Source organism: Caballeronia sp. NCF2, from assembly GCF_023631205.1.
Classification (GTDB): Bacteria; Pseudomonadota; Gammaproteobacteria; order Burkholderiales; family Burkholderiaceae; genus Caballeronia; species Caballeronia zhejiangensis.
In genome coordinates, this window is sequence record NZ_JALQDN010000009.1 from 133,282 (window position 1) to 154,300 (window position 21,019).

A 21,019-nucleotide genomic window follows, 5' to 3' on the forward strand; every position below is an offset into this window, starting at 1 on the left:
AAGTCTCAGGCTGCGATCGCGCGCAGCAGTTCGGTTTCCACCTGGATCTGGGTGCGGTTGTTCGACAGGCTCTTGCCGTCGAGCAGAAACACGTCTTCGACGCGTTCGCCGAGCGTGTTGATCCGTGCCGCCTGCACGCCGATCCGGTGTTGCGCCAGAACGCGCGCGATCGAATAAAGAAGGCCCTGCCGGTCGTTCGCCGACACGGACAGGATGTAGTACTGGCCGCGATCGTCGGGACGCAAGTCCACGCGCGGCGTGATCGGAAACGTACGCACGAGCCGCGACACGCGGCCCTTCGACGGTTCCGGGAGAATACGCTCGTCCGTGAGCAGCGCGGCCAGTTGCTGCTCGACGAGATTGGCGATGTCGCGATAACTTCCGTCGTGGTCCGGATGGGCCACGAGGAAGTTGTCGAGCGCATAGCCGTGGCGGGTCGTCGTCACGCGCGCATCGAGCACGGAAAGCCCGTTCTTGTCGAAATACGCGCAGATGCCGGCGAAAAGATCCGGCCGATCCTTCAGATAGACGAGCACCTGCAGCGCGGCGCCGATGGGCGAGGGCCGCGCCCGCACGATCGGCTCCTCGCTCGCGACGTGCCGATAGAGCACGCGCGTCTGCCACGCGATGTCGGCCGGATCGTGACGCAGGAAATAGCCGACGTCGAGCTGATCCCAAAGCCGCTTCTGCGCGCCTTCGGGAACCGTTTCGAGCCGCAGCAGCGCGAGCGCCGCTTCCTGCCGCGATTTGAGTTCCGAATGCGCGTCGGTCTGCGCGCCGCCGAGCACGGCTTGCGTCGCGCGGAAGAGATCTTCCAGCAGCTTGCCCTTCCAGTTGTTCCAGACTTTCGGACTCGTGCCGCGGATATCGGCGACGGTCAGCAGATACAGCGCCGTGAGCCGGCGTTCCGTCTTCACGACGGAGGCGAACTGCTTGATGACGTCCGGGTCGCTCGTGTCCTGCTTCTGCGCGACCTGACTCATCGTCAGATGCTGCTGCACGAGCCACACGACGAGCTCGGTGTCTTCCTCGCCGATGTCGTGTTCGCGGCAGAAGCGCCGGGCATCGGCCATGCCGAGCGTCGAATGATCGCCGCCGCGGCCTTTCGCGATATCGTGAAAGAGCGCCGCGACGTACAGCACCCACGGGCGCTCGAAATTGCCCATCAGCTGGCTGCAGAACGGATATTCGTGCGCGTGCTCGGCGATCGCGAAGCGCCGCAGATTGCGCAGCACCATCAGGATGTGCTGATCGACCGTGTAGACGTGATAGAGATCGTGCTGCATCTGTCCGACGATGCGCCGGAAGTTCAGCAGATAGCGCCCGAGCACGCTCGTCTGGTTCATCAGGCGAAACGCGTGCGTGATGCCTTCGGGCTGCTTGAGAATCTCCATGAACAGCCGGCGATTTTCCGGGTCGCGCCGCCAGTCGCGGTTCATCAGATCGCGCGCGTTGTAGATCGCCCGCAGCGTGCGCGCCGAAAATCCCTTGATGCCGCGCGTTTGTTCGTACAGCAGAAACGCTTCGAGAATGGCGTGCGGCTCGCGCTCGAAGACATCGTCGCGGGCGATTTCCAGCATGCCTTGCTTCTCGACGAAACGCCCGTTGACGACGCGCGTGATGCCGCTCGTCGACGGAAAAAGCTGCGCTTCGACGTTCTGGATCAGGATGGTCGCGAGCTGCGTGACGGCTTTCGCCGCCCAGTAATAACGGCGCATCAACTGCTCGCTCGCGCGCTTGGCGGCGGTCGCCTTGAAGCCGAAGCTTTCCGCGAGCGGCGTCTGCAGGTCGAAGACGAGAATGTCCTGACGGCGCTTCGCGATGACGTGCAACCGCGCGCGCAGCGCCTTCAGGAAGCCTTCGTTGCGGCGCAGTTCGCGCGCTTCGCGTTCGGTGATGAGCCCGCGCGTGTCGAGTTCGCGCCAGCTGCTGCCGAAACCCGCTCCGCGCGCAATCCAGAGAATCAGTTGCAGATCGCGCAGGCCGCCGGGACTTTCCTTGATGTTCGGCTCGAGGCTGTAGGGCGTGTCCTGAAACTTCGCGTGCCGCTGGCGCATTTCCAGCACCTTCGCCTGGAAAAACGCGCGCGGATCGAGCGTCTCGTGGTAGCGCGCCGAGAAGCGCTGAAAAAGTTGCGTATCGCCGCAGATGCGCCGCGCTTCGAGCAACGACGTCTGCACGGTGATGTCGTTGCCCGCCTCGGCGATGCATTGCTCCACCGAGCGCACGCTGCTGCCGATATCGAGCCCGAGATCCCACGCCATGCCGATGAAGCGCTCGACGCGGCCGTTGAGCTCCGCGTCGCTGCCGTGCGGCGATGCGTCGGGCAGCAGGACGAGAATGTCGACGTCGGAGTAGGGCGCGAGCTCGCCGCGTCCGTAGCCGCCGACCGCAACGAGCGCCGCGCTGTCCGGCATGTCGCAGGCGGACCACGCGCCTTCGAGGGCGTCGTCGGTGGCGCGGGCGAGCGCGCGCATCAGCGGTTCGACGTTCGAGCCGGACTGAAAGCGTTCGATGAGCGCCGCCTTCGCCACCTTGTAGGCGGCGCGCAACGATTCACAGGGCGTGGCGACAGCGGCGGTGACGCTCATGGATCGACCAAAAAGGAGGTGGGGGCGCGCCGGCGGGAAAGCGGGCGCGCGGGGAGACGGAGAATCAGGCCGTTGCCGCGATCAGCTGCGACGGCGCCTGCGTGCCCGCCGAGACGGTCAGCACTTCGTAGCCCGTCGGCGTGACGAGCACCGTGTGCTCCCATTGCGCCGAGAGGCTGCGGTCGCGCGTCTTGACGGTCCACTGATCCGGCATGGTGCGGATTTCGCGGCGGCCGGCGTTGATCATCGGTTCGACGGTGAAGATCATGCCCGCCTGCAGTTCGATGCCCGTGCCCGCGCGGCCGTAATGCAGCACCTGCGGCTCCTCGTGGAACACCTGGCCGATGCCGTGGCCGCAATATTCGCGCACGACGCTGTAGCCTTGCGACTCCGCGTGCTTCTGGATCGCCGCGCCGATATCGCCGAGATGCGCGCCAGGGCGCACCTGATCGATGCCGAGCCACATGCAGTCGAACGTGGTCTGCACGAGGCGCTTCGCCAGAATCGAGCCCTCGCCGACGATGAACATGCGGCTCGTGTCGCCGAAATATCCGTTCTTGATGACGGTGATGTCGATATTGAGCGCGTCGCCGTTCTTCAGCACTTTCTCGCCGGGGATGCCGTGACAGATCACGTCGTTCACGGAAATGCACGTGGCCTTCGGGTACGGCGGATAGCCGGGCGGCTGATAATTGAGCGGTGCGGGAACGGTGCCTTGTTCCTTCACCATATATTCGTGGCAAAGGCGATCGAGTTCTTCGGTGGTCACGCCGGGAACGATATGCGGCGTGATGAAATCGAGCACTTCGCTGGCGAGCCGGCAGGCGACGCGCATCTGTGCGATATCGTGTTCGTTTTTCAGCGTAATGGACATGACTTGGCCCGGAATGCGTCAATGCGGCAGTGAGCCGCGAAAGCGGCATTATCGCACCTTAGGAAATGCGCCGCACCCGGATAGTTCGAGGCGGGCGGCCGCGAAACACGAAACGCGCGCGCAATTCGGATCGGTCGTGCTGCTTGAGCCGACCAATCCTCACATGCTATACTCGCAGGCTAAGTCGTAATCCATATTGTCGTCACGATTTCATAAGACGATCGTGCCTGCAGGTGTGAAACGCGACTTAGTGTTAGTTGTTCCAGTCTGTTCAAGTCGATACGCAAGCCGGCGCACCCAGGGTGTCCGGCGTCCGGAAAGCAAAGATAACCGGGCGCGGGATGCGGCAGCCGGCTTAAGACCCAACCCTCGCGGAGAATTTTCATGGCAGTCACGATGCGTCAAATGCTGGAAGCCGGTGTCCACTTCGGTCACCAAACCCGCTTCTGGAATCCGAAGATGGCTCCGTACATCTTCGGTCATCGCAACAAGATTCACATCATCAACCTCGAAAAGACCCTGCCGCTCTACAACGACGCGCTGAAGTACGTGCGCCAGTTGGCAGCGAATCGCGGCACGATCCTTTTCGTCGGCACGAAGCGTCAGTCGCGCGACACGATCGCGCAGGAAGCAGCGCGCGCCGGCATGCCTTTCGTCAACGCCCGCTGGCTCGGCGGCATGATGACCAACTTCAAGACGCTGAAGGTTTCGATCAAGCGCCTGAAGGACATGGAAGCAGCGCTGGAATCGGGTGAAACCGAGCGGATGAGCAAGAAGGAAGCGCTTCTGTTCGAGCGCGAAATGGTCAAGCTGCAGAAGTCGATCGGCGGCGTCAAGGACATGGGCGGCATTCCGGACGCGATGTTCGTCATCGACGTCGGCTACCACAAGATTGCTGTCACCGAAGCGAAGAAGCTCGGCATTCCGGTTATCGCCGTGGTCGACACGAACCACTCGCCGGAAGGCATCGACTACGTGATTCCGGGTAACGACGACGCATCCAAGGCCGTCGCGCTGTACGCTCAGGGCGTCGCTGACGCGATCCTCGAAGGCCGCGCGAACGCGGTGAACGACGTTGTGCAAGCTGTCCGTAACGGCGAAGGCGACGAGTTCGTCGAGGTCAACGCAGAGGCGTAATCGAGCCCTGTGGCCGACAAAAAAGGGGGCTTTGCGAAAGGCCCCTTTTTTTTAGTCGGCGCGATAGAAATGCCAATTTTCCTGCCGTGGGCGGGCTGTAAAGCCGGCGGCACGTATCAAACAGACTCAAGGAGCGAATGATGGCGGCAATTACCGCAAGCATGGTGGCAGAACTGCGCGCGAAGACCGATGCGCCGATGATGGAATGCAAGAAGGCGCTGACGGAAGCCGACGGCGACATGGCGCGCGCGGAAGAGTTGCTGCGCGTGAAGCTCGGCAACAAGGCGAGCAAGGCGGCATCGCGCGTGACGGCTGAAGGCATCGTGACGGCGCACGTCGAAGGCGGCGTGGGCGCGCTCGTCGAGCTGAACTGCGAAACCGACTTTGTCGCGAAGAACGACGACTTCCTGGCTTTCGGCAAGACGATTGCTGAACTGGTCGCGAAGAACAACCCGGCCGACGTGGCCGCGCTGTCGGCGCTGCCGCTCGAAAGCTCGACGGTCGACGCAGTGCGTCTGGCGCTCGTCGGCAAGATCGGCGAAAACTTGTCGATCCGCCGCTTCGTGCGCTTCGACTCCGCGAACAAGGTTGCGTCGTACCTGCACGGCACGCGCATCGGCGTTCTGGTCGAATTCACGGGCGCTGACGAGCAAGTCGGCAAGGACGTCGCGATGCACGTCGCCGCGATGAAGCCGGTTTCGCTGTCGTCGGACGAAGTGCCGGCCGATCTGATCGCCAAGGAGCGCAGCATCGCCGAGCAGAAGGCTGCCGAGTCGGGCAAGCCGGCCGAGATCGTCGCGAAGATGGTCGACGGCTCGATTCAGAAGTACCTGAAGGAAGTGTCGCTGCTGAACCAGCCGTTCGTGAAGAACGACAAGCAGACGATCGAGCAGTACCTGAAGGCGGCCGGCGCATCGGTGCAGAAGTTCGCGCTGTTCGTGGTTGGCGAGGGCATCGAGAAGCGTCAGGACGACTTCGCGGCCGAAGTGGCGGCGCAAGTCGCGGCGGCCAAGCAGTCCTAAGGCACGCTAAGGCTCGTTTAAGACGCGTGTGCTGTCATGGCGCGGCCGCGCGTCGGGCCCGCAGTACCGCGGCGGATCGTCCCGCCGCAAGAATTCAGCGATCCGGTTCGCACGAAGAGCGGGCGCGGCAGATCAGGGAAAACCCTGACCTGCCGCGCCCGCCGCCCGATCCGGCCCGCTTGCGGTAAGTAATGTTTCACCCCTACAGTTCTACGTTGTTGCAACCCTCCTCGGCGCGATCGGAACCTCATATGCCCACAGCCTACAAACGCGTACTCCTCAAGCTCTCCGGCGAAGCCCTGATGGGCGACGATGCTTTCGGCATCAATCGCGCAACAATCGAAAGGATGGTGGCGGATGTCGCGGAGGTGGTGCGGATCGGGACGCAACTGGCCGTCGTGATCGGCGGCGGCAACATCTTCCGCGGTGTCGCGGGCGGCGCGGCCGGCATGGACCGGGCGACGGCCGACTACATGGGGATGCTCGCCACGATGATGAACGCGCTCGCGCTGCAAGACGCGATGCGCCACGCGGGCATCGAAGCGCGCGTGCAATCCGCGTTGCGCATGGATCAGGTGGTCGAGCCGTACATCCGCCCCCGCGCGATCCGTCAACTGGAAGAGGGCAAGGTCGTGATCTTCGCGGCCGGCACGGGCAACCCGTTCTTCACGACGGATACGGCCGCCGCGCTGCGCGGCTCGGAAATCGGCGCCGAAGTGGTGTTGAAGGCGACGAAGGTCGATGGCGTATACTCCGCCGACCCGAAGAAGGACCCGCATGCGACGCGTTACAGCACGATCAGCTTCGACGAGGCGATCGGCAAGAATCTTCAGGTGATGGACGCCACCGCGTTCGCACTGTGCCGCGACCAGAAACTGCCGATTCGCGTGTTCTCGATCACGAAGCCGGGCGCATTGAAGCGCATCGTGCAGGGCGACGACGAAGGGACGCTCGTCCACGTGTAAACTCTCGCGGTATCAGGCGCCGCGCAGCGGGGCGGCAAGCCTCGCGCGACCGAGCGCCGCTATCGCCGGTAAAACTTAGGTTTGGAGGTTCAAAATGAGTGTGGCTGACATCAAGAAGAGCGTCGACCAGAAGATGCAGCGGTCGATCGAAGCGTTCAAGGCCGATCTCGCCAAGATCCGTACGGGCCGCGCCCACACCGGGCTGCTCGACCACATCCAGGTCGACTACTACGGTTCGAACGTGCCCATTTCGCAAGTCGCGAACATGACGCTCGTCGATGCCCGTACGATCGGCGTGCAGCCGTGGGAAAAGAAGATGGTCGCGGTGATCGAGAAGGCGATCCGCGAATCGGATCTCGGCCTGAACCCTGCCACGCAGGGCGACCTGATCCGCGTGCCGATGCCCGCGCTGACCGAAGAGCGCCGTCGCGAACTCACGAAGGTCGTGAAGAGCGAAGGCGAGACCGCCAAGGTCGCCGTGCGCAATCTGCGCCGCGATGCGAACGATCAACTGAAGAAACTCGTGAAGGACAAGGAGATTTCGGAAGACGACGAGCGCCGTGCGAGCGACGAAGTGCAGAAGTTCACCGACAAGTTCGTCGCCGAAATCGACAAGCTCGTTCAGACCAAAGAATCCGAAATCATGACGGTGTGAGGCCGTAGAGACGGTCCTGCCAAGCCCGGACGTGCAAGCTCCGGGCTGGCTCTCACTTCTTCAGATTCCCAGATTCAGCGGCCATGACCTATACCAGCTCCACCGTTGCCGTGCCCGATGTCGCGGCTGTCCCGCGTCACGTCGCGATCATCATGGACGGCAATGGCCGATGGGCGACCGAGCGGCGTCTGCCGCGCGTCGCCGGTCATACGCGCGGCGTCGATGCGGTCCGCGCGACCGTCGAAAGCTGCGCGCGGCGCGGCGTCGAATTCGTCACGCTCTTCGCGTTCAGTTCCGAAAACTGGCGCCGTCCGACCGACGAAGTGTCCTTCCTGATGCGCCTGTTCGTGACCGCGCTCGAACGCGAGATCGGCAAGCTGCATGCGAACGGCATTCGTCTGCGCGTCGTCGGCGACATTTCCATGTTCGACGACCGCATCCGCGCGCTCATCCAACGCGCCGAAACCAAGACAGCCCGCAATACGCGACTCACGCTGACCATCGCTGCCAATTACGGCGGGCGCTGGGACATCATGCAGGCGACGAAGAAGCTTATCGCGGAGTCTCTCGAGTCGGGCGTGCCCGCGCGCGTGGACGACGAATCGTTCGCCGAACATCTCGCGATGGCCTACGCGCCGGAGCCGGATCTGTTCATCCGCACGGGCGGCGAGCAGCGCATCAGCAACTTCCTGCTGTGGCAGCTCGCTTACACCGAGTTCTACTTCACCGACACCTACTGGCCCGACTTCGACGCCGACGCCCTGGACCGCGCGATCGCGTCCTACGGTGACCGCGAACGCCGCTTCGGGCGCACCAGCGCGCAACTCGCTTCCCAATCGCAGAAGGCCGACACCCTTTCATGCTAAGAACCCGTGTCATCACGGCAATCGTCCTGCTCGCCGTACTCGTGCCGATCACGCTGTTTGCGCCGATCGGCGCATTCGGAGCGTTGATCGGGTTCGTCGTCGTGTTCGCGGCCTGGGAATGGGGACGGCTCCTCAAGCTGAACGGGGCGGGGCCGGTCGCTTACGCGCTCGTCGCGGGCATCGCGCTCGTTCTGAGCACGTTCCTCGGGATCAAAGCCACGCCGCTCTACCAGATGGCCGGTATTTTCTGGGTGCTGGCGGGGCCTGACGCATTGCTTCGCAAGCCCACGCTGGCCGCGCACGCCTGGCGCGCGTTCCTGCTTTTCGCCGGAATCGTCGTGTTTCTGGCCTGCTGGCACGCGGTCGTCGACGCGCGCACGCGAGGCGTATCCTTCGTGCTATCGCTTCTGCTAGTAGTCTGGCTGGCTGATATAGGCGCATACTTCGCCGGAAAAGCGCTCGGCCGCCATAAGCTCGCCCCGTCGATCAGCCCGGGCAAGACCTGGGAGGGCGCCATCGGCGGGTGGCTCGCCGTTATCGTCATCGGCGCGCTCGCCGCCGCCACCGGCTTTTACGCGCCCACCGTATTCACCGCCTTCGTCGGACAGCTCGGCTGGGATCGCGCGTTCGTCGCGCTTTCCGTGCTGGTCGCGTTCAGCGTCGTCGGCGATCTGTTCGAGTCGCTGCTCAAGCGCCAGGCGGGTGTCAAGGACTCGAGCGGCCTTCTGCCGGGTCACGGCGGCGTCCTCGACCGCATCGACGCATTGTTGCCTGTATTGCCGATCGCATTGCTCATGCTTGGCTGATCGGCTAGAGAAGAATTTATGCAAACACGTCTCACACTGCTCGGCTCCACGGGCTCGATCGGCGATAGCACGCTCGACGTCGTGGCGCGGCATGCGGACCGTTTCTCGGTCTACGCGCTCACCGCTCACCGCAACGGCGACAAACTCGTCGCGCAATGTCTGAAGTTTCAGCCCGAAGTGGCGGTCGTCGGCGACGCCGAAACCGCCGTACGCGTCGCGGCTGCGTTGCGCGCGCAGGGTTGCAAGACCGAAGTGACGCACGGGCCCGAGGCGCTCGTCGAAGTCGCGCGCGCGGCGCAGTGCGATACGGTCGTCGCGGCCATCGTCGGCGCGGCGGGCCTGGCGCCCACGCTCGCCGCCGCACGCGCCGGCAAGCGCATCCTTCTCGCGAACAAGGAAGCGCTCGTGATGTCCGGCCAGATTTTCATGGATGCGGTGCGCGACAACGGCGCGATCCTGCTGCCGGTCGACAGCGAGCACAACGCGGTGTTCCAGTGCCTGCCGCCTTGCGCAGACAAGGAAGCGAAGCTGCACGGCGGCGTCTCGAAGATCATCCTGACGGCGTCCGGCGGTCCTTTCCGCACGCGCGAGCCCGCGACGCTCGTGAACGTCACGCCCGAAGAGGCCGTGAAGCATCCGAACTGGGCGATGGGCCGCAAGATCTCGGTCGATTCCGCGACGATGATGAACAAGGGCCTCGAAGTCATCGAGGCGCACTGGCTCTTCAATCTGCCCGGCTCGCGCATCGAGGTGCTGATCCATCCGCAGAGCGTGATTCATTCGATGGTGTCCTATGCCGACGGCTCGGTGCTCGCGCAACTCGGCAATCCGGACATGCGTACGCCGATCGCGCATGCACTGGCGTATCCTGAGCGTGTCGATTCGGGCGTCGCGCCGCTCGATCTCGCGCAGATCGCGACGCTCACATTCGAAAAACCCGACTTCGCGCGCTTCCCGTGTCTCGCGCTGGCGATTGCCGCGCTGGAAGCAGGCGGCATCGCGAGCGCGGCGTTGAACGCGGCCAATGAAATCGCCGTCGAGGCGTTCCTCGATCGCCGCATCGGCTTCATGGCGATCGGCGACGTGGTGGATCGCGTGCTGAACGCGCTGCCGAATACGAGCGCCGCGACCTTGGCCGACGTTCTCGCCGCGGATGCCGACGCGCGCCGTCTGGCGTCCCGTTTCGTCGCAGAGCTCACCGCGAGCGCGCCGGGCGCCGAACCCATCGCCCATTGAGGCCGTCATGAACTTTCTGACCGAAATCGTCGCCTTCGTTGTCGCGATAGGCGTACTCGTCGTCGTCCACGAATTCGGTCACTACAGCGTCGCGCGACTGTGCGGCGTGAAAGTGCTGCGGTTCTCGGTCGGCTTCGGCAAGCCGCTCGTGCGATGGGTCAGCAAGAAGACGGGCGTCGAATGGACGATCGCCGCGCTGCCGCTCGGCGGCTACGTGAAGATGCTCGACGAACGCGAGGTCGATCCCGAGAGCGGCACGACCATTCCCGCTGAAGACCTGCCGCGCGCGTTCAACCGTCAGAACGTGGGCAAGCGCATCGCGATCGTCGCGGCGGGGCCGATCGCCAATTTCCTGCTCGCAATCGTGCTGTTTTCCGCCGTGTTCGCGGGCGGCGTGACCGAGCCGGCGGCGATCGTTTCGCAGCCCGCTTCCGATACGGCGGCGGCGCAAGCGGGCTTCGAAGGCGGCGAAACGATTCTCTCGATGCGTGACGCGGAAGGCGGCGAGACGCATCCGATCCGCTCATGGTCCGACCTGCGCTGGAAGATGCTCGACGCATCGTTCGATCATCGGCGCATCGTGCTGACGGCGAAGACGCACGACGGCACCTTCGACTTTCCGGTGACGGTCACGGGCATCACCGATTCCGAAGCCGATCAGGATTTCATGGACAAGCTCGGCTTCACGCCGGGCGGCGGCACGCTGACGGTCGCGGGCGTCGAGGCGGGCAGCGCGGCGCAGAAGAGCGGGCTGAAGGCGGGCGACATGCTGCGCGCGATCGACGGCCGCAGCGTCGACAACGCGACGAGCTTCATCGACTACGTGAAGGCGCACGGCGGCAAGCCGGTGACGCTCGTGGTCGAGCGCAACGGCCAGCGCGATTCCGTGCAGATCGTGCCGGACGTGAAGCGCGATGCGTCGACGGGCAAGGACATCGGGCGTATCGGCGCCGCGCTCGCGAATCAACTGCCGACGGTAGATGTGCGCTACGGGCCGCTCGAAAGTCTGCGCCTCGGCGTGAACCGCACGTGGGATATCAGCGTGTACTCGCTGCGCATGTTCGGGCGAATGATCACCGGCGAGGCGTCGCTCAAGAATCTGTCAGGGCCGGTCACGATTGCCGACTACGCGGGCAAGAGCGCAAGGCTCGGCGCGACGGCCTTCATTTCGTTTCTGGCACTCGTGAGCATCAGCCTCGGAGTGTTGAACTTGTTACCGATTCCGGTATTGGACGGTGGGCATCTGTTATATTATTTGGTTGAGGCTGTTACCGGCAAGGCAGTATCCGATCGCTGGCAGCTTGTTCTGCAAAGGGCGGGCCTGGTCTGCATCGTCGCTCTGTCGATGATCGCGCTGTTCAATGACCTCGCGCGTCTGATTCGTTTTTGATCCACTTTGACAATTTCTGGCGGCGTCTTTCGAGCGACCGCCGGAACGAATGCAGCTTTAAATACTGGGGAAGCACGTTGTTCAAACCTCATCGCTTTGTTCCTAAGACGGCTGTGGCCGCGGCGCTCGCCGCAACGGGCATGGCGGCGCACGCCACCACGCCGTTCGTCGTGCAGGATATTCGGATCGACGGTCTCCAACGCATCGAGCCTGGCTCCGTGTTCGCTTATCTGCCGATCAAGCAAGGCGACACCTTCACCGACGACAAGGCCTCCGAAGCGATTCGCGCACTCTACGCAACGGGTTTCTTCAACGACGTTCAGATTGCCACCGAAGGCAACGTGGTGATCGTTCAGGTGCAGGAACGCCCGGCGATTTCGGCCATCGATTTCGCGGGCCTGCACGAGTTCGACAAGGACAACCTCACGAAGGCGCTGCGTTCCGTCGGCCTGTCGCAAGGCCGTTCGTACGACAAGGCGCTCGTCGACAAGGCGGAGCAGGAGCTCAAGCGCCAATACCTGACGCGCGGCTATTACGCCGCGGAAGTCACGACCACCGTGACGCCGGTCGACCGCAATCGCGTGCAGATTCTGTTCTCCGTCGCGGAAGGTCCGAGCGCGAAGATTCGCCAGATCAACTTCGTCGGCAACAAGGCGTTCAGTTCCAGTACGCTGCTCGGCGAAATGCAGCTTTCCACGCCGAACTGGTTCTCGTGGTACACGAAGAGCGATCTCTACGCGAAGGAAAAGCTCACGGGCGACCTCGAGAACGTGCGCTCGTACTATCTGAACCGCGGCTACCTCGAGTTCGCGATCGACTCCACGCAGGTGTCGATCTCGCCGGACAAGAAGGACATGTATCTGACGATCGCCGTGCACGAAGGCGAGCCGTACAAGATCAGCAGCATCACGCTTTCGGGCAATCTGCTCGACCGTCAGGCCGAGCTCAACAAGCTCATCAAGATCAAACCGGGCGAGCGCTTCTCGGCCGAAAAGCTGCAGTCGACCACCAAGGCGATCGTCGACAAGCTCGGCGAATACGGCTACGCGTTCGCGCAGGTCAACGCGCAGCCGCAGATCGATCAGGCGAACCACACCGTGGCGCTCACGCTGCAAGTCGATCCGAGCCGTCGCGTGTATGTGCGGCGCGTGAACATCGTCGGCAATACGCGCACGCGCGACGAAGTGGTGCGCCGCGAAATGCGCCAGCTCGAAAGCTCGTGGTTCGATTCGAGCCGCCTGGCGCTGTCGAAGGACCGTATCAACCGTCTCGGCTACTTCACCGACGTGGACGTCACTACGACGCCCGTGGAAGGCACGAACGACCAGGTCGACGTCGACGTGAAGGTGGCCGAAAAGCCGACAGGCGCGATCACGCTGGGCGCGGGCTTCTCGTCGACGGACAAGGTGGTGCTCTCGGCGGGCGTGTCGCAGGACAACGTGTTCGGCTCGGGCACGAGTCTCGCGGTCAACGTGAACACCGCGAAAACCTATCGCACGCTGACCGTGACGCAGGTCGATCCGTACTTCACGATCGACGGCATCAAGCGCATCACCGACGCTTACTACCGCACGTATCAGCCGCTGTATTACTCGACGGATTCGAGCTTCAAGATCATCACGATGGGCGCGGACACGAAGTTCGGCATCCCGTTCTCGGAGCAGGACACGGTGTTCTTCGGCGTCGGAGCCGAACAGAACACGATGGACGTGGACAGCAACACGCCGCAGTCCTACAAGAACTACGTGAACGAGTTCGGCCGTGTCGTGAACAACTATCCGCTGACCGCGGGCTGGTCGCGAGACAATCGCGACAGCGCGCTCGTCCCGAGCCGCGGCTACTACATCCAGTCGAACGCAGAATACGGCACGCCGCTCGGCAACACGACGTACGCGAAGTTCGACGCGCAGTTCCAGTATTACTACTCGTTCGCGCGCGGTTTCGTGCTCGGCTTCAATCTGCAGGGCGGCTACGGCAAGGGCCTGCAAGGGCAGACGTACCCGATCTTCAAGAACTACTACGCGGGTGGTATCGGTTCGGTGCGCGGTTACTCGCCGAGCTCGCTGGGTCCGCGCGACGCGAAGACCAACGACCCGATCGGCGGCTCGCGCATGGCGGTCGGCAATATCGAGCTGACGTTCCCGCTGCCGGGAACGGGCTACGATCGTACGCTGCGCGTGTTCACCTTCCTCGATGCCGGTAACGTTTGGGGCGATCCGGGTCAAGGCGGTACGAGCGGCGGTGCAAACGGCTTGCGCTACGGTTACGGTCTGGGTCTCGCGTGGATCTCGCCGATCGGCCCGCTCAAGCTGAGCCTCGGCTTCCCGCTGCAGAAGCATGAGGGCGACCAGTATCAGAAGTTCCAGTTCCAGATCGGTACGGCGTTCTAAGCAGCCCGCCGATGAACGCGAACTTCATTTTTTTCGACGTAACGTGAGGAACACTTTGGGAACCGGTAAGCATTCGAAACATAGGGCGCTGGCGCTTGCGTTGTCGATGGTTCTCGGCCTGGGCACGGCGATGTCCGCCAGTGCTCAGGAAGCGCGCATCGCGGCGGTCAATTCGGACCGCATCTTGCGCGAATCGTCCGCGGCGAAGGCCGCCCAGTCGAAGCTCGAGCAGGAATTCTCCAAACGCGACAAGGCGCTGCAGGACATGGCGCAGCGCCTGAAGGCGATGTCGGACAACATCGACAAGAACGGTGCCTCGATGTCGCCGACCGACCGCGCGGCCCGTCAGCGCGATCTGGCGCAGCTCGACGCGGACTTCCAGCGCAAGCAGCGCGAGTTCCGCGAGGACCTGAACCAGCGCCGTAACGAGGAACTCGCGGCGGTGCTGGACCGCGCGAACAAGGTGATCAAGCAGATCGCCGAGCAGCAGCACTACGACCTGATCGTGCAGGAAGCGGTGTACGTGAGCCCGCGCATCGACATTACGGATCAGGTGCTGAAGGCGCTGGCGGCGGGCGCGACCGGCACGGGTTCGCTCACGAACCCGAACTGACGAGGACTGAGACGAGATGGCATCAGGCATGACGGTCACCCTCGGCGAGCTGGTGAAACGCTTCGGCGGCGAGGTGGTCGGCGACGGCGCGCACGCGGTCGGCAGTCTCGCGCCGCTCGACAAGGCGGGCCCCGCGCAGCTCGCGTTTCTCGCGAATCAGAAGTATCTGCCGCAAGTCGAGACGACGCGCGCCGGCGCCGTGCTGATTTCCCCGGCCGACCTCGACAAGGTGACGAATCGCGCGGGCAGTAATTTCATCGTCACGCCGAATCCTTACGCTTATTTCGCTCGCGTGGCTCAGGCGTTCATCGACTTGGCGACGCCCAAGGCCAAGCCTGGCGTGCATCCGAGCGCCTACATCGATCCGGACGCGAAGGTTGCGGCGAGCGCCGTGATCGGCCCTCACGTGACGGTTGAGGCGGGCGCGGTCGTCGGCGAGCGCGTGAAGCTGGATGCGGGCGTAGTCGTCGGGCGCGGCGTTACGCTAGGCGACGACGTTCATCTGTATCCGAACGTCACCGTTTATCACGGCTGCAAGCTCGGCGCGCGCGTGATCGTGCACGCGGGCGCGGTGATCGGTGCGGACGGTTTCGGCTTCGCTCCGGATTTCGTCGGCGATGGCGATGCGCGCACCGGAAGCTGGGTGAAGATTCCGCAGGTTGGCGCGGTGGATATCGCCGACGACGTGGAAATCGGCGCCAACACGACGATCGATCGCGGCGCGATGGCGGACACCGTCATCGAGGAATGCGTGAAGATCGATAATCTCGTGCAGATCGGCCACAACTGCCGCATCGGCGCGTACACGGTCATCGCCGGCTGCGCGGGCATCGCGGGCAGCACGAGCATCGGCAAGCATTGCATGATCGGCGGCGCGGTGGGCATCGCGGGGCACGTGACGCTCGCGGACTACGTGATCGTCACCGCGCAATCCGGCGTGTCGAAGTCGCTCCTGAAGCCCGGCATGTACACGAGCGCGTTTCCGGCCGTGCCGCATGCAGACTGGAACAAGAGCGCGGCGATCATGCGCAATCTGGACAAGATGCGCGAGCGCATCAAGGCGCTCGAGACCGCGCTCGCCGATTCAGGCAAGCGCGACGAGACGAGCGGCGGCGCATAAGCGCCGGGCTCGTTCGAACGAAGAACGAACCACAAGCAAGAGCGGGCCGGTTCAAGCCGCCGAAGCGAGCTGGCAATCCCGGGCGGGCGTCCGATACGGCCCGCCATCCAAATTTCCGCGCCCGACGCGCGCGTGAGCAGAACGACCATGAGCACAGAAAAAATCAATCTCGACATCCACAAGATTCTCACGCTGCTGCCGCATCGCTATCCGATCCTGCTCGTGGACCGCGTGCTCGAACTCGAGCCGCACAAGAGCATCAAAGCGATCAAGAACGTGACGATCAACGAGCCGTATTTCCAGGGCCACTTCCCGACGCGCCCGGTGATGCCCGGCGTGCTGATTCTCGAAGCGCTCGCGCAGACGGCCGCGCTTCTGACGTTCGCGGAAGAGCCGCACGATCCGTCCAACACGCTCTATTACTTCGTCGGCATCGACGGCGCGCGCTTCAAGCGCGTGGTGGAGCCGGGCGATCAGCTCGTTCTCAACGTCACGTTCGAGCGGTACATGCGGGGCATCTGGAAGTTCAAGGCGCGCGCCGAAGTGGACGGCGTGACCGCCGCCGAAGCCGAGCTCATGTGTACCGTCAAGAGCACGGACGCCTGAGCGCCTTCGCGTTCACACCGCGTTCAACGTAACAAGCAGCACGAACAGCATAGGCGAAAAGCGCATGAGCAAGATTCACCCAACCGCGATCATCGAGCCGGGCGCTCAGCTCGACGAGTCCGTCGAAGTCGGGCCGTACGCGATCGTCGGTTCGCACGTCGTGATCGGCGCGGGCACGACCATTGGCTCGCACAGCGTGATCGAGGGCCACACCACGATCGGCCGCGATAACCGCATCGGCCATTACGCGTCGATCGGCGGCCGTCCGCAGGACATGAAGTACAAGGGCGAGCCGACGCGCCTCGAAATCGGCGACCGCAACACCATCCGCGAATTCACGACGCTGCACACGGGCACGGCGCAGGATCAGGGCCTCACGTCGATCGGCAGCGACTGCTGGATCATGGCGTACGTGCACGTCGGTCACGACTGCCGGCTCGGCGACAACGTCATCATGTCGAGCAACGCGCAACTGGCGGGACATGTCATCGTCGGAGACCACGCGATCGTCGGCGGCATGTCGGGCGTGCATCAGTTCGTGCGCATCGGCGCGCATTCCATGCTGGGCGGCGCATCGGCGCTCGTGCAGGACGTGCCGCCGTTCGTCATCGCGGCAGGCAACAAGGCGGAGCCGCACGGCATCAACGTCGAGGGTCTCCGCCGCCGCGGCTTCACGCCCGACGCCATTTCGGCGCTGCGCTCCGCGTATCGCATCGTCTACAAGAGCGGCCTGTCGCTCGAAGAGGCGAAAGCGCAGCTGAAGGAGCTGAGCACGGCAGGCGGCGAGGGCGATGCGCCCGTCAAGGCATTCTCCGATTTCATCGCGGCGTCGCAGCGCGGCATCATCCGCTGACACGCTGTCCGATGACCCTGATCACCAACCCGCCACGCATCGCGATGGTCGCGGGCGAGCCGTCCGGCGACCTGCTCGCGGCATCGCTGCTCAAAGGCCTGCGGCGCACGCTGCCCGAAGGCACGCGCTATAGCGGCATCGGCGGTCCGCGCATGACGGCCGAGGGCTTCGAAGCGCATTGGCCGATGGACAAGCTGACCGTGCGCGGCTATGTCGAAGCGCTGAAGCACATTCCCGAGATTCTCGGCATCCGCAACGAGATCAAGCGTCAGTTGCTTGCCGAGCCGCCGTCGGTTTTCATCGGTGTGGACGCGCCCGATTTCAACTTCGGCCTCGAGCAGCCGCTGCGCGAAGCGGGCATTCCGACCGTGCATTTCGTCTGTCCGTCGATTTGGGCGTGGCGCGGCGGCCGCATCAAGAAGATCGTGAAAGCGGTCGATCACATGCTGTGCGTGTTTCCGTTCGAAACGGCGCTGATGGAAAAGGCGGGCGTCGCCGCGAGCTACGTCGGCCATCCGCTCGCCGATGACATTCCGCTCGAGCCGGACGTCGCGGGCGCGCGCCGCGAACTCGGCATCGCGGAAGGCGGTCCGGTGATCGCGGTCCTGCCGGGCAGCCGTCGCTCGGAGATTTCGCTGATCGGCCCGACCTTCTTCAACGCGATGGAACTGATGCAGCTTCGCGAGCCCAACGTGCGCTTCCTGATGCCTGCGGCGAATCCGGCGTTGCGCGAACTGCTGCGGCCGCTCGTGGACGCGCATCCGCATCTGTCGCTGACGATCACGGACGGCAACGCCCAGCGCGCGATGACCGCCGCCGATGCGATCCTCGTGAAAAGCGGCACGGTGACGCTCGAAGCGGCGCTGCTCAAGAAGCCGATGGTCATCTCGTACAAGGTGCCTTGGCTGACGGGTCAGATCATGAAGCGTCAGGGTTATCTGCCGTATGTCGGCTTGCCGAACATTCTGGCGGGCCGCTTCGTCGTGCCGGAAATCCTGCAGCACTTCGCGACGCCCGAAGCGCTCGCCGACGCCACGCTGAAACAGTTGAACGACGACGCCAACCGCCGTACCCTGACGGAAATATTCACCGACATGCACATCGCGCTGCGCCAGAATACGTCGCAGAAAGCGGCCGAGGCCGTCGCGCGGGTGCTCGACACGCGGAGGCCGCGGTAATGGCCGCTAGACGATCGGCGCAAGCCGGACTCGATTTCAGCTCACCGTTCGACGTCGTTTGTGGCGTCGACGAGGCCGGGCGCGGTCCGCTGGCCGGTCCGGTCGTGGCGGCGGCGGTCATCTTCGATCCGGCGAAGCCGCGCATCAACGGCCTCGACGATTCGAAGGCGCTCTCTGCCAAAAGGCGCGAAGAGCTGTACGAGAAGATCGTCGATCGCGCGCTCGCGTACTGCATCGCGTCGGCGAGCGTCGAGGAAATCGACACCATCAACATCCTGCACGCGAGCATGCTGGCGATGAAGCGCGCGGTGGAAGGCCTCTCGGTCGCGCCGACGCTCGTGAAAGTCGATGGCAATCGCTGCCCGACCTTGTCCATCCGCAGCGAAGCCGTGATCGGCGGCGATGCGCTCGTCAAGCAGATCTCGGCGGCGTCGATTCTCGCAAAGGTCACGCGTGATCGCATGCTGGTCGATCTGCACGAACTTTTTCCGATGTACGGCTTCGCCACGCATTCCGGCTACGGCACGCCGCAGCATCTGAAGGCGCTGCGCGAACATGGGCCGTGCGAGCATCATCGGCGGTCGTTCGCGCCGGTGCGCGAGGCGCACGCGCTCGTGTTCGGTTCGGTGTTGCCCGAGATCGCTCCCGAAGTGCTTCAGGTCGCATCGACGATCGAAGACGATCCCGACGCGCTCGCCTTCTGAGCGTCAACCGAATCAACGTGAAATCCATCACTTCGCGGGACAACCCGCTCTACAAGCGCATGAAGGCGCTCGCCGGGTCGACGGCGCAGCAGCGCAGAAGCGGCCACGCGCTGCTCGAAGGCCTGCATCTGGCGTCAGCGTATCTCGACGCGGCGGGCCAGCCGCAAACGTGCGTCGTCACTGAAGGCGCGCTCACGCACGAGGAAGCGCGCGAGATCGTCGCGCGCATCGAAGAGAAGCGCGTCGTCGTGTTGCCGGATGCGCTTTTCGGGCAGTTGTCGAGCGTCGTTCACGGCGTGGGCATGCTGTTGCTCGTCGAAAAGATCGATGCAGAATTGCCCGCGCGCGTCGCACAAACCTGCGTGATTCTCGATGGCGTTCAGGACGCCGGCAATGTCGGCTCGATTCTGCGCAGCGCGGCGGCGGCGGGCATCACGCGCGTATTCTGCGCGCCGGGCACGGCATACGCGTGGTCATCGAAAGTGCTGCGCTCGGGCATGGGCGCGCATTTTCTGCTGGATATTTTCGAGGACGTCGAACCGGCCGATCTCATCGCGCGACTCGACGCACCCGTGACGATCACCGATTCGCACGGTGCCGTCGCGCTCTACGATTGCGACCTGTCGGGCGCGCTCGCCTGGGTGTTCGGCAACGAAGGCGCGGGCGTGTCGCAAATCTGGCGTGATGCGGTGACGCATCGCGTGACGATTCCGCAGCCGGGCGGCATGGAATCGCTGAACGTGGCGGCCGCGGCGGCGATCTGTCTCTTCGAGCAGTGCCGCCAGCAGCGCTGACAGCCGTCAATAGTAGGAAGGCCGCTCCGGCTTGACCTCCTGCAGGATCGTCGTGGCGATTTCCTCGATCGACTTGTGCGTCGACGAAAGCCACTTGATGCCTTCGCGCTTCATCATCATTTCCGCCTCGTTGATCTCGTAGCGGCAGTTTTCGAGTGCGGCGTACTTGCTGCCCGGACGGCGTTCGTTACGGATCTCGGCCAGCCGCTGCGGATCGATCGACAAACCGAACATCTTCGTCCGATGCTCGAGCAGCGGCGTCGGCAGCTTGCCGCGCTCGAAATCTTCGGGAATCAGCGGATAGTTCGCCGCCTTCACGCCGTACTGCATCGCGAGATAAAGGCTCGTCGGCGTTTTGCCGCTGCGCGATACGCCGACGAGAATGACGTCCGCGTCGGCGAGATTGCGGTTCGACTGGCCGTCGTCGTGGGCGAGCGAGAAATTGATCGCCTCGATGCGATTCTTGTATTCCTCCGTGTCGGCGTTCTGGTGCACGCGGCCCATCGCGTGCGTCGATTTCATTTCCAGTTCGTGCTCGAGCGGCTCGATGAAGGTCTGGAACATGTCGAGCACGAGCGCGTTGCAGCCCTTGACCACTTCATTCGATGCGCTGTCGACGAGCGTCGTGAACACGATCGGCCGGCGGCCATCGAGCGCGACGACTTCGTTGATCTTCTCGACGGTCGCGTAGGCCTTGTCGATCGAGTCGACGAACGGCACGCGCACGAGCCGGAATTTTTGATCGAACTGGGCGAGGATCGAATGCGCGAAGGTTTCGGCAGTGATCCCGGTCCCGTCGGAAACGATGAATACGGAAGGCGGCATCGGCGAAAGAGGGAACGAGTTGGGGCGACGATGCTCAAACGCTGAACCGTGGCTAGCGCGAAAGCACGGACGCCGTAAAAACCTGTGTTAAGGTAGCTGACCGCTGGCAGGCAGTGAACCGGGCGTGAGCGCCGGGGTGTGGGTGAGCCCACGATCAGGCGTTAAAGACCTCGATTTTGCCGTGGAACGACTGCCCGGCCGAAACAATTTTGAAATACGGCAAGGTAGAATAGCGGCAACCTGTTCGATAAGCAATTGCGGAGAAATTGAATCGGATTTTCGTCAAATCGCGGTCGTTTCGTGGCATTTCGTTACGTCAGTCCACGTTTTCGAGCAGATTTCAGACGTACCCCGCTTCTTTTTGACGTGCCCCGGTTCTCGCGGGCGCGTGTCC

The 21,019-nt window shown here is 63.7% G+C and carries 19 protein-coding genes; 16 read left to right on the plus strand and 3 right to left on the minus strand.

The genetic code is table 11. The features are described from left to right. Positions 1-5: 5 nt before the first annotated feature. Positions 6-2,591 carry a [protein-PII] uridylyltransferase gene (locus tag NCS02_RS06360; protein ID WP_250519420.1) on the minus strand — a complete coding sequence of 862 codons (2,586 nt, stop codon included), beginning with the start codon at positions 2,589-2,591 and terminating at the stop codon, positions 6-8. 64 nt (positions 2,592-2,655) lie between these two features. Then, complete coding sequence (map, locus tag NCS02_RS06365) at positions 2,656-3,465, minus strand: type I methionyl aminopeptidase (protein ID WP_175979985.1); 810 nt, start codon at positions 3,463-3,465, stop codon at positions 2,656-2,658. A 384-nt stretch (positions 3,466-3,849) separates the two neighbouring features. On the opposite strand from map, the gene rpsB reads away from it, so the two are divergent. The 16 genes from rpsB (at position 3,850) to NCS02_RS06445 (ending at position 19,800) form a co-directional block, all read left to right on the plus strand. Beyond that, the gene (rpsB, locus tag NCS02_RS06370) at positions 3,850-4,602 is read left to right on the plus strand and encodes a 30S ribosomal protein S2 (protein ID WP_008350088.1); all 753 of its coding nucleotides are present in this window, start codon (positions 3,850-3,852) and stop codon (positions 4,600-4,602) included. Between the two features lie 140 nt (positions 4,603-4,742). Continuing rightward, entirely contained in the window at positions 4,743-5,624 is an 882-nt protein-coding gene (tsf, locus tag NCS02_RS06375) for a translation elongation factor Ts (protein ID WP_008350087.1), read from the plus strand. Positions 5,625-5,875: 251 nt separating this feature from the next. Then, positions 5,876-6,589, plus strand: a complete 714-nt coding sequence (pyrH, locus tag NCS02_RS06380; protein WP_008350086.1) for a UMP kinase — start codon at positions 5,876-5,878, stop codon at positions 6,587-6,589. Positions 6,590-6,683: 94 nt separating this feature from the next. Then, a complete protein-coding gene (gene frr, locus NCS02_RS06385) occupies positions 6,684-7,244 on the plus strand; it encodes a ribosome recycling factor (RefSeq protein WP_008350085.1) in 561 nt (186 codons plus the stop codon). Between the two features lie 83 nt (positions 7,245-7,327). Beyond that, positions 7,328-8,110: a polyprenyl diphosphate synthase gene (gene uppS, locus NCS02_RS06390; RefSeq protein ID WP_034471985.1), complete on the plus strand. Its 783-nt coding sequence runs from the start codon at positions 7,328-7,330 to the stop codon at positions 8,108-8,110. Further along, positions 8,104-8,916: a phosphatidate cytidylyltransferase gene (locus NCS02_RS06395; protein WP_250522948.1), complete on the plus strand. Its 813-nt coding sequence runs from the start codon at positions 8,104-8,106 to the stop codon at positions 8,914-8,916. Before uppS ends, NCS02_RS06395 begins: the two co-directional genes overlap by 7 nt. Positions 8,917-8,934: 18 nt before the next feature. Next, positions 8,935-10,152: a 1-deoxy-D-xylulose-5-phosphate reductoisomerase gene (locus NCS02_RS06400; protein WP_008350081.1), complete on the plus strand. Its 1,218-nt coding sequence runs from the start codon at positions 8,935-8,937 to the stop codon at positions 10,150-10,152. Between the two features lie 7 nt (positions 10,153-10,159). After that, positions 10,160-11,542 (plus strand): RIP metalloprotease RseP, encoded by a 1,383-nt coding sequence (gene rseP, locus NCS02_RS06405; protein WP_008350079.1) that lies wholly within the window; start codon positions 10,160-10,162, stop codon positions 11,540-11,542. Positions 11,543-11,619: 77 nt separating this feature from the next. Beyond that, entirely contained in the window at positions 11,620-13,932 is a 2,313-nt protein-coding gene (gene bamA / locus NCS02_RS06410; RefSeq protein ID WP_008350077.1) for an outer membrane protein assembly factor BamA, read from the plus strand. A 106-nt stretch (positions 13,933-14,038) separates the two neighbouring features. Further along, positions 14,039-14,545 (plus strand): OmpH/Skp family outer membrane protein, encoded by a 507-nt coding sequence (locus NCS02_RS06415; RefSeq protein WP_008350075.1) that lies wholly within the window; start codon positions 14,039-14,041, stop codon positions 14,543-14,545. Positions 14,546-14,573: 28 nt separating this feature from the next. Next, entirely contained in the window at positions 14,574-15,665 is a 1,092-nt protein-coding gene (lpxD, locus tag NCS02_RS06420; protein ID WP_250522949.1) for a UDP-3-O-(3-hydroxymyristoyl)glucosamine N-acyltransferase, read from the plus strand. Positions 15,666-15,812: 147 nt separating this feature from the next. Further along, positions 15,813-16,271, plus strand: a complete 459-nt coding sequence (gene fabZ / locus NCS02_RS06425) for a 3-hydroxyacyl-ACP dehydratase FabZ (RefSeq protein ID WP_008350071.1) — start codon at positions 15,813-15,815, stop codon at positions 16,269-16,271. Positions 16,272-16,335: 64 nt separating this feature from the next. Further along, complete coding sequence (gene lpxA, locus NCS02_RS06430; protein ID WP_008350069.1) at positions 16,336-17,124, plus strand: acyl-ACP--UDP-N-acetylglucosamine O-acyltransferase; 789 nt, start codon at positions 16,336-16,338, stop codon at positions 17,122-17,124. Positions 17,125-17,135: 11 nt separating this feature from the next. After that, positions 17,136-18,302: a lipid-A-disaccharide synthase gene (gene lpxB / locus NCS02_RS06435; protein WP_250519422.1), complete on the plus strand. Its 1,167-nt coding sequence runs from the start codon at positions 17,136-17,138 to the stop codon at positions 18,300-18,302. Then, complete coding sequence (gene rnhB, locus NCS02_RS06440) at positions 18,302-19,006, plus strand: ribonuclease HII (RefSeq protein ID WP_008350066.1); 705 nt, start codon at positions 18,302-18,304, stop codon at positions 19,004-19,006. The genes lpxB and rnhB overlap by 1 nt, the downstream gene beginning before the upstream one ends. 17 nt (positions 19,007-19,023) lie before the next feature. Next, positions 19,024-19,800, plus strand: a complete 777-nt coding sequence (locus NCS02_RS06445) for a TrmH family RNA methyltransferase (RefSeq protein WP_175979990.1) — start codon at positions 19,024-19,026, stop codon at positions 19,798-19,800. 6 nt (positions 19,801-19,806) lie between these two features. On the opposite strand, the gene ppsR is transcribed toward NCS02_RS06445, so the two are convergent. Beyond that, positions 19,807-20,625 carry a posphoenolpyruvate synthetase regulatory kinase/phosphorylase PpsR gene (gene ppsR, locus NCS02_RS06450; protein WP_008350062.1) on the minus strand — a complete coding sequence of 273 codons (819 nt, stop codon included), beginning with the start codon at positions 20,623-20,625 and terminating at the stop codon, positions 19,807-19,809. Positions 20,626-21,019: the final 394 nt, after the last annotated feature.

What these genes read in the sequence shown, in the direction of transcription:
- lpxD (WP_250522949.1), top strand. Translation starts at nt 14,574, where the DNA reads ATGACGGTCACCCTCGGCGAGCTGGTGAAACGCTTCGGCGGCGAGGTG.
- pyrH (WP_008350086.1), top strand. Translation starts at nt 5,876, where the DNA reads ATGCCCACAGCCTACAAACGCGTACTCCTCAAGCTCTCCGGCGAAGCC.
- lpxA (WP_008350069.1), top strand. Translation starts at nt 16,336, where the DNA reads ATGAGCAAGATTCACCCAACCGCGATCATCGAGCCGGGCGCTCAGCTC.
- ppsR (WP_008350062.1), bottom strand. Translation starts at nt 20,625, where the DNA reads ATGCCGCCTTCCGTATTCATCGTTTCCGACGGGACCGGGATCACTGCC.
- rpsB (WP_008350088.1), top strand. Translation starts at nt 3,850, where the DNA reads ATGGCAGTCACGATGCGTCAAATGCTGGAAGCCGGTGTCCACTTCGGT.
- NCS02_RS06360 (WP_250519420.1), bottom strand. Translation starts at nt 2,591, where the DNA reads ATGAGCGTCACCGCCGCTGTCGCCACGCCCTGTGAATCGTTGCGCGCC.
- frr (WP_008350085.1), top strand. Translation starts at nt 6,684, where the DNA reads ATGAGTGTGGCTGACATCAAGAAGAGCGTCGACCAGAAGATGCAGCGG.
- map (WP_175979985.1), bottom strand. Translation starts at nt 3,465, where the DNA reads ATGTCCATTACGCTGAAAAACGAACACGATATCGCACAGATGCGCGTC.
- tsf (WP_008350087.1), top strand. Translation starts at nt 4,743, where the DNA reads ATGGCGGCAATTACCGCAAGCATGGTGGCAGAACTGCGCGCGAAGACC.
- NCS02_RS06400 (WP_008350081.1), top strand. Translation starts at nt 8,935, where the DNA reads ATGCAAACACGTCTCACACTGCTCGGCTCCACGGGCTCGATCGGCGAT.
- rnhB (WP_008350066.1), top strand. Translation starts at nt 18,302, where the DNA reads ATGGCCGCTAGACGATCGGCGCAAGCCGGACTCGATTTCAGCTCACCG.
- NCS02_RS06415 (WP_008350075.1), top strand. Translation starts at nt 14,039, where the DNA reads ATGGTTCTCGGCCTGGGCACGGCGATGTCCGCCAGTGCTCAGGAAGCG.
- NCS02_RS06395 (WP_250522948.1), top strand. Translation starts at nt 8,104, where the DNA reads ATGCTAAGAACCCGTGTCATCACGGCAATCGTCCTGCTCGCCGTACTC.
- lpxB (WP_250519422.1), top strand. Translation starts at nt 17,136, where the DNA reads ATGACCCTGATCACCAACCCGCCACGCATCGCGATGGTCGCGGGCGAG.
- uppS (WP_034471985.1), top strand. Translation starts at nt 7,328, where the DNA reads ATGACCTATACCAGCTCCACCGTTGCCGTGCCCGATGTCGCGGCTGTC.
- rseP (WP_008350079.1), top strand. Translation starts at nt 10,160, where the DNA reads ATGAACTTTCTGACCGAAATCGTCGCCTTCGTTGTCGCGATAGGCGTA.
- fabZ (WP_008350071.1), top strand. Translation starts at nt 15,813, where the DNA reads ATGAGCACAGAAAAAATCAATCTCGACATCCACAAGATTCTCACGCTG.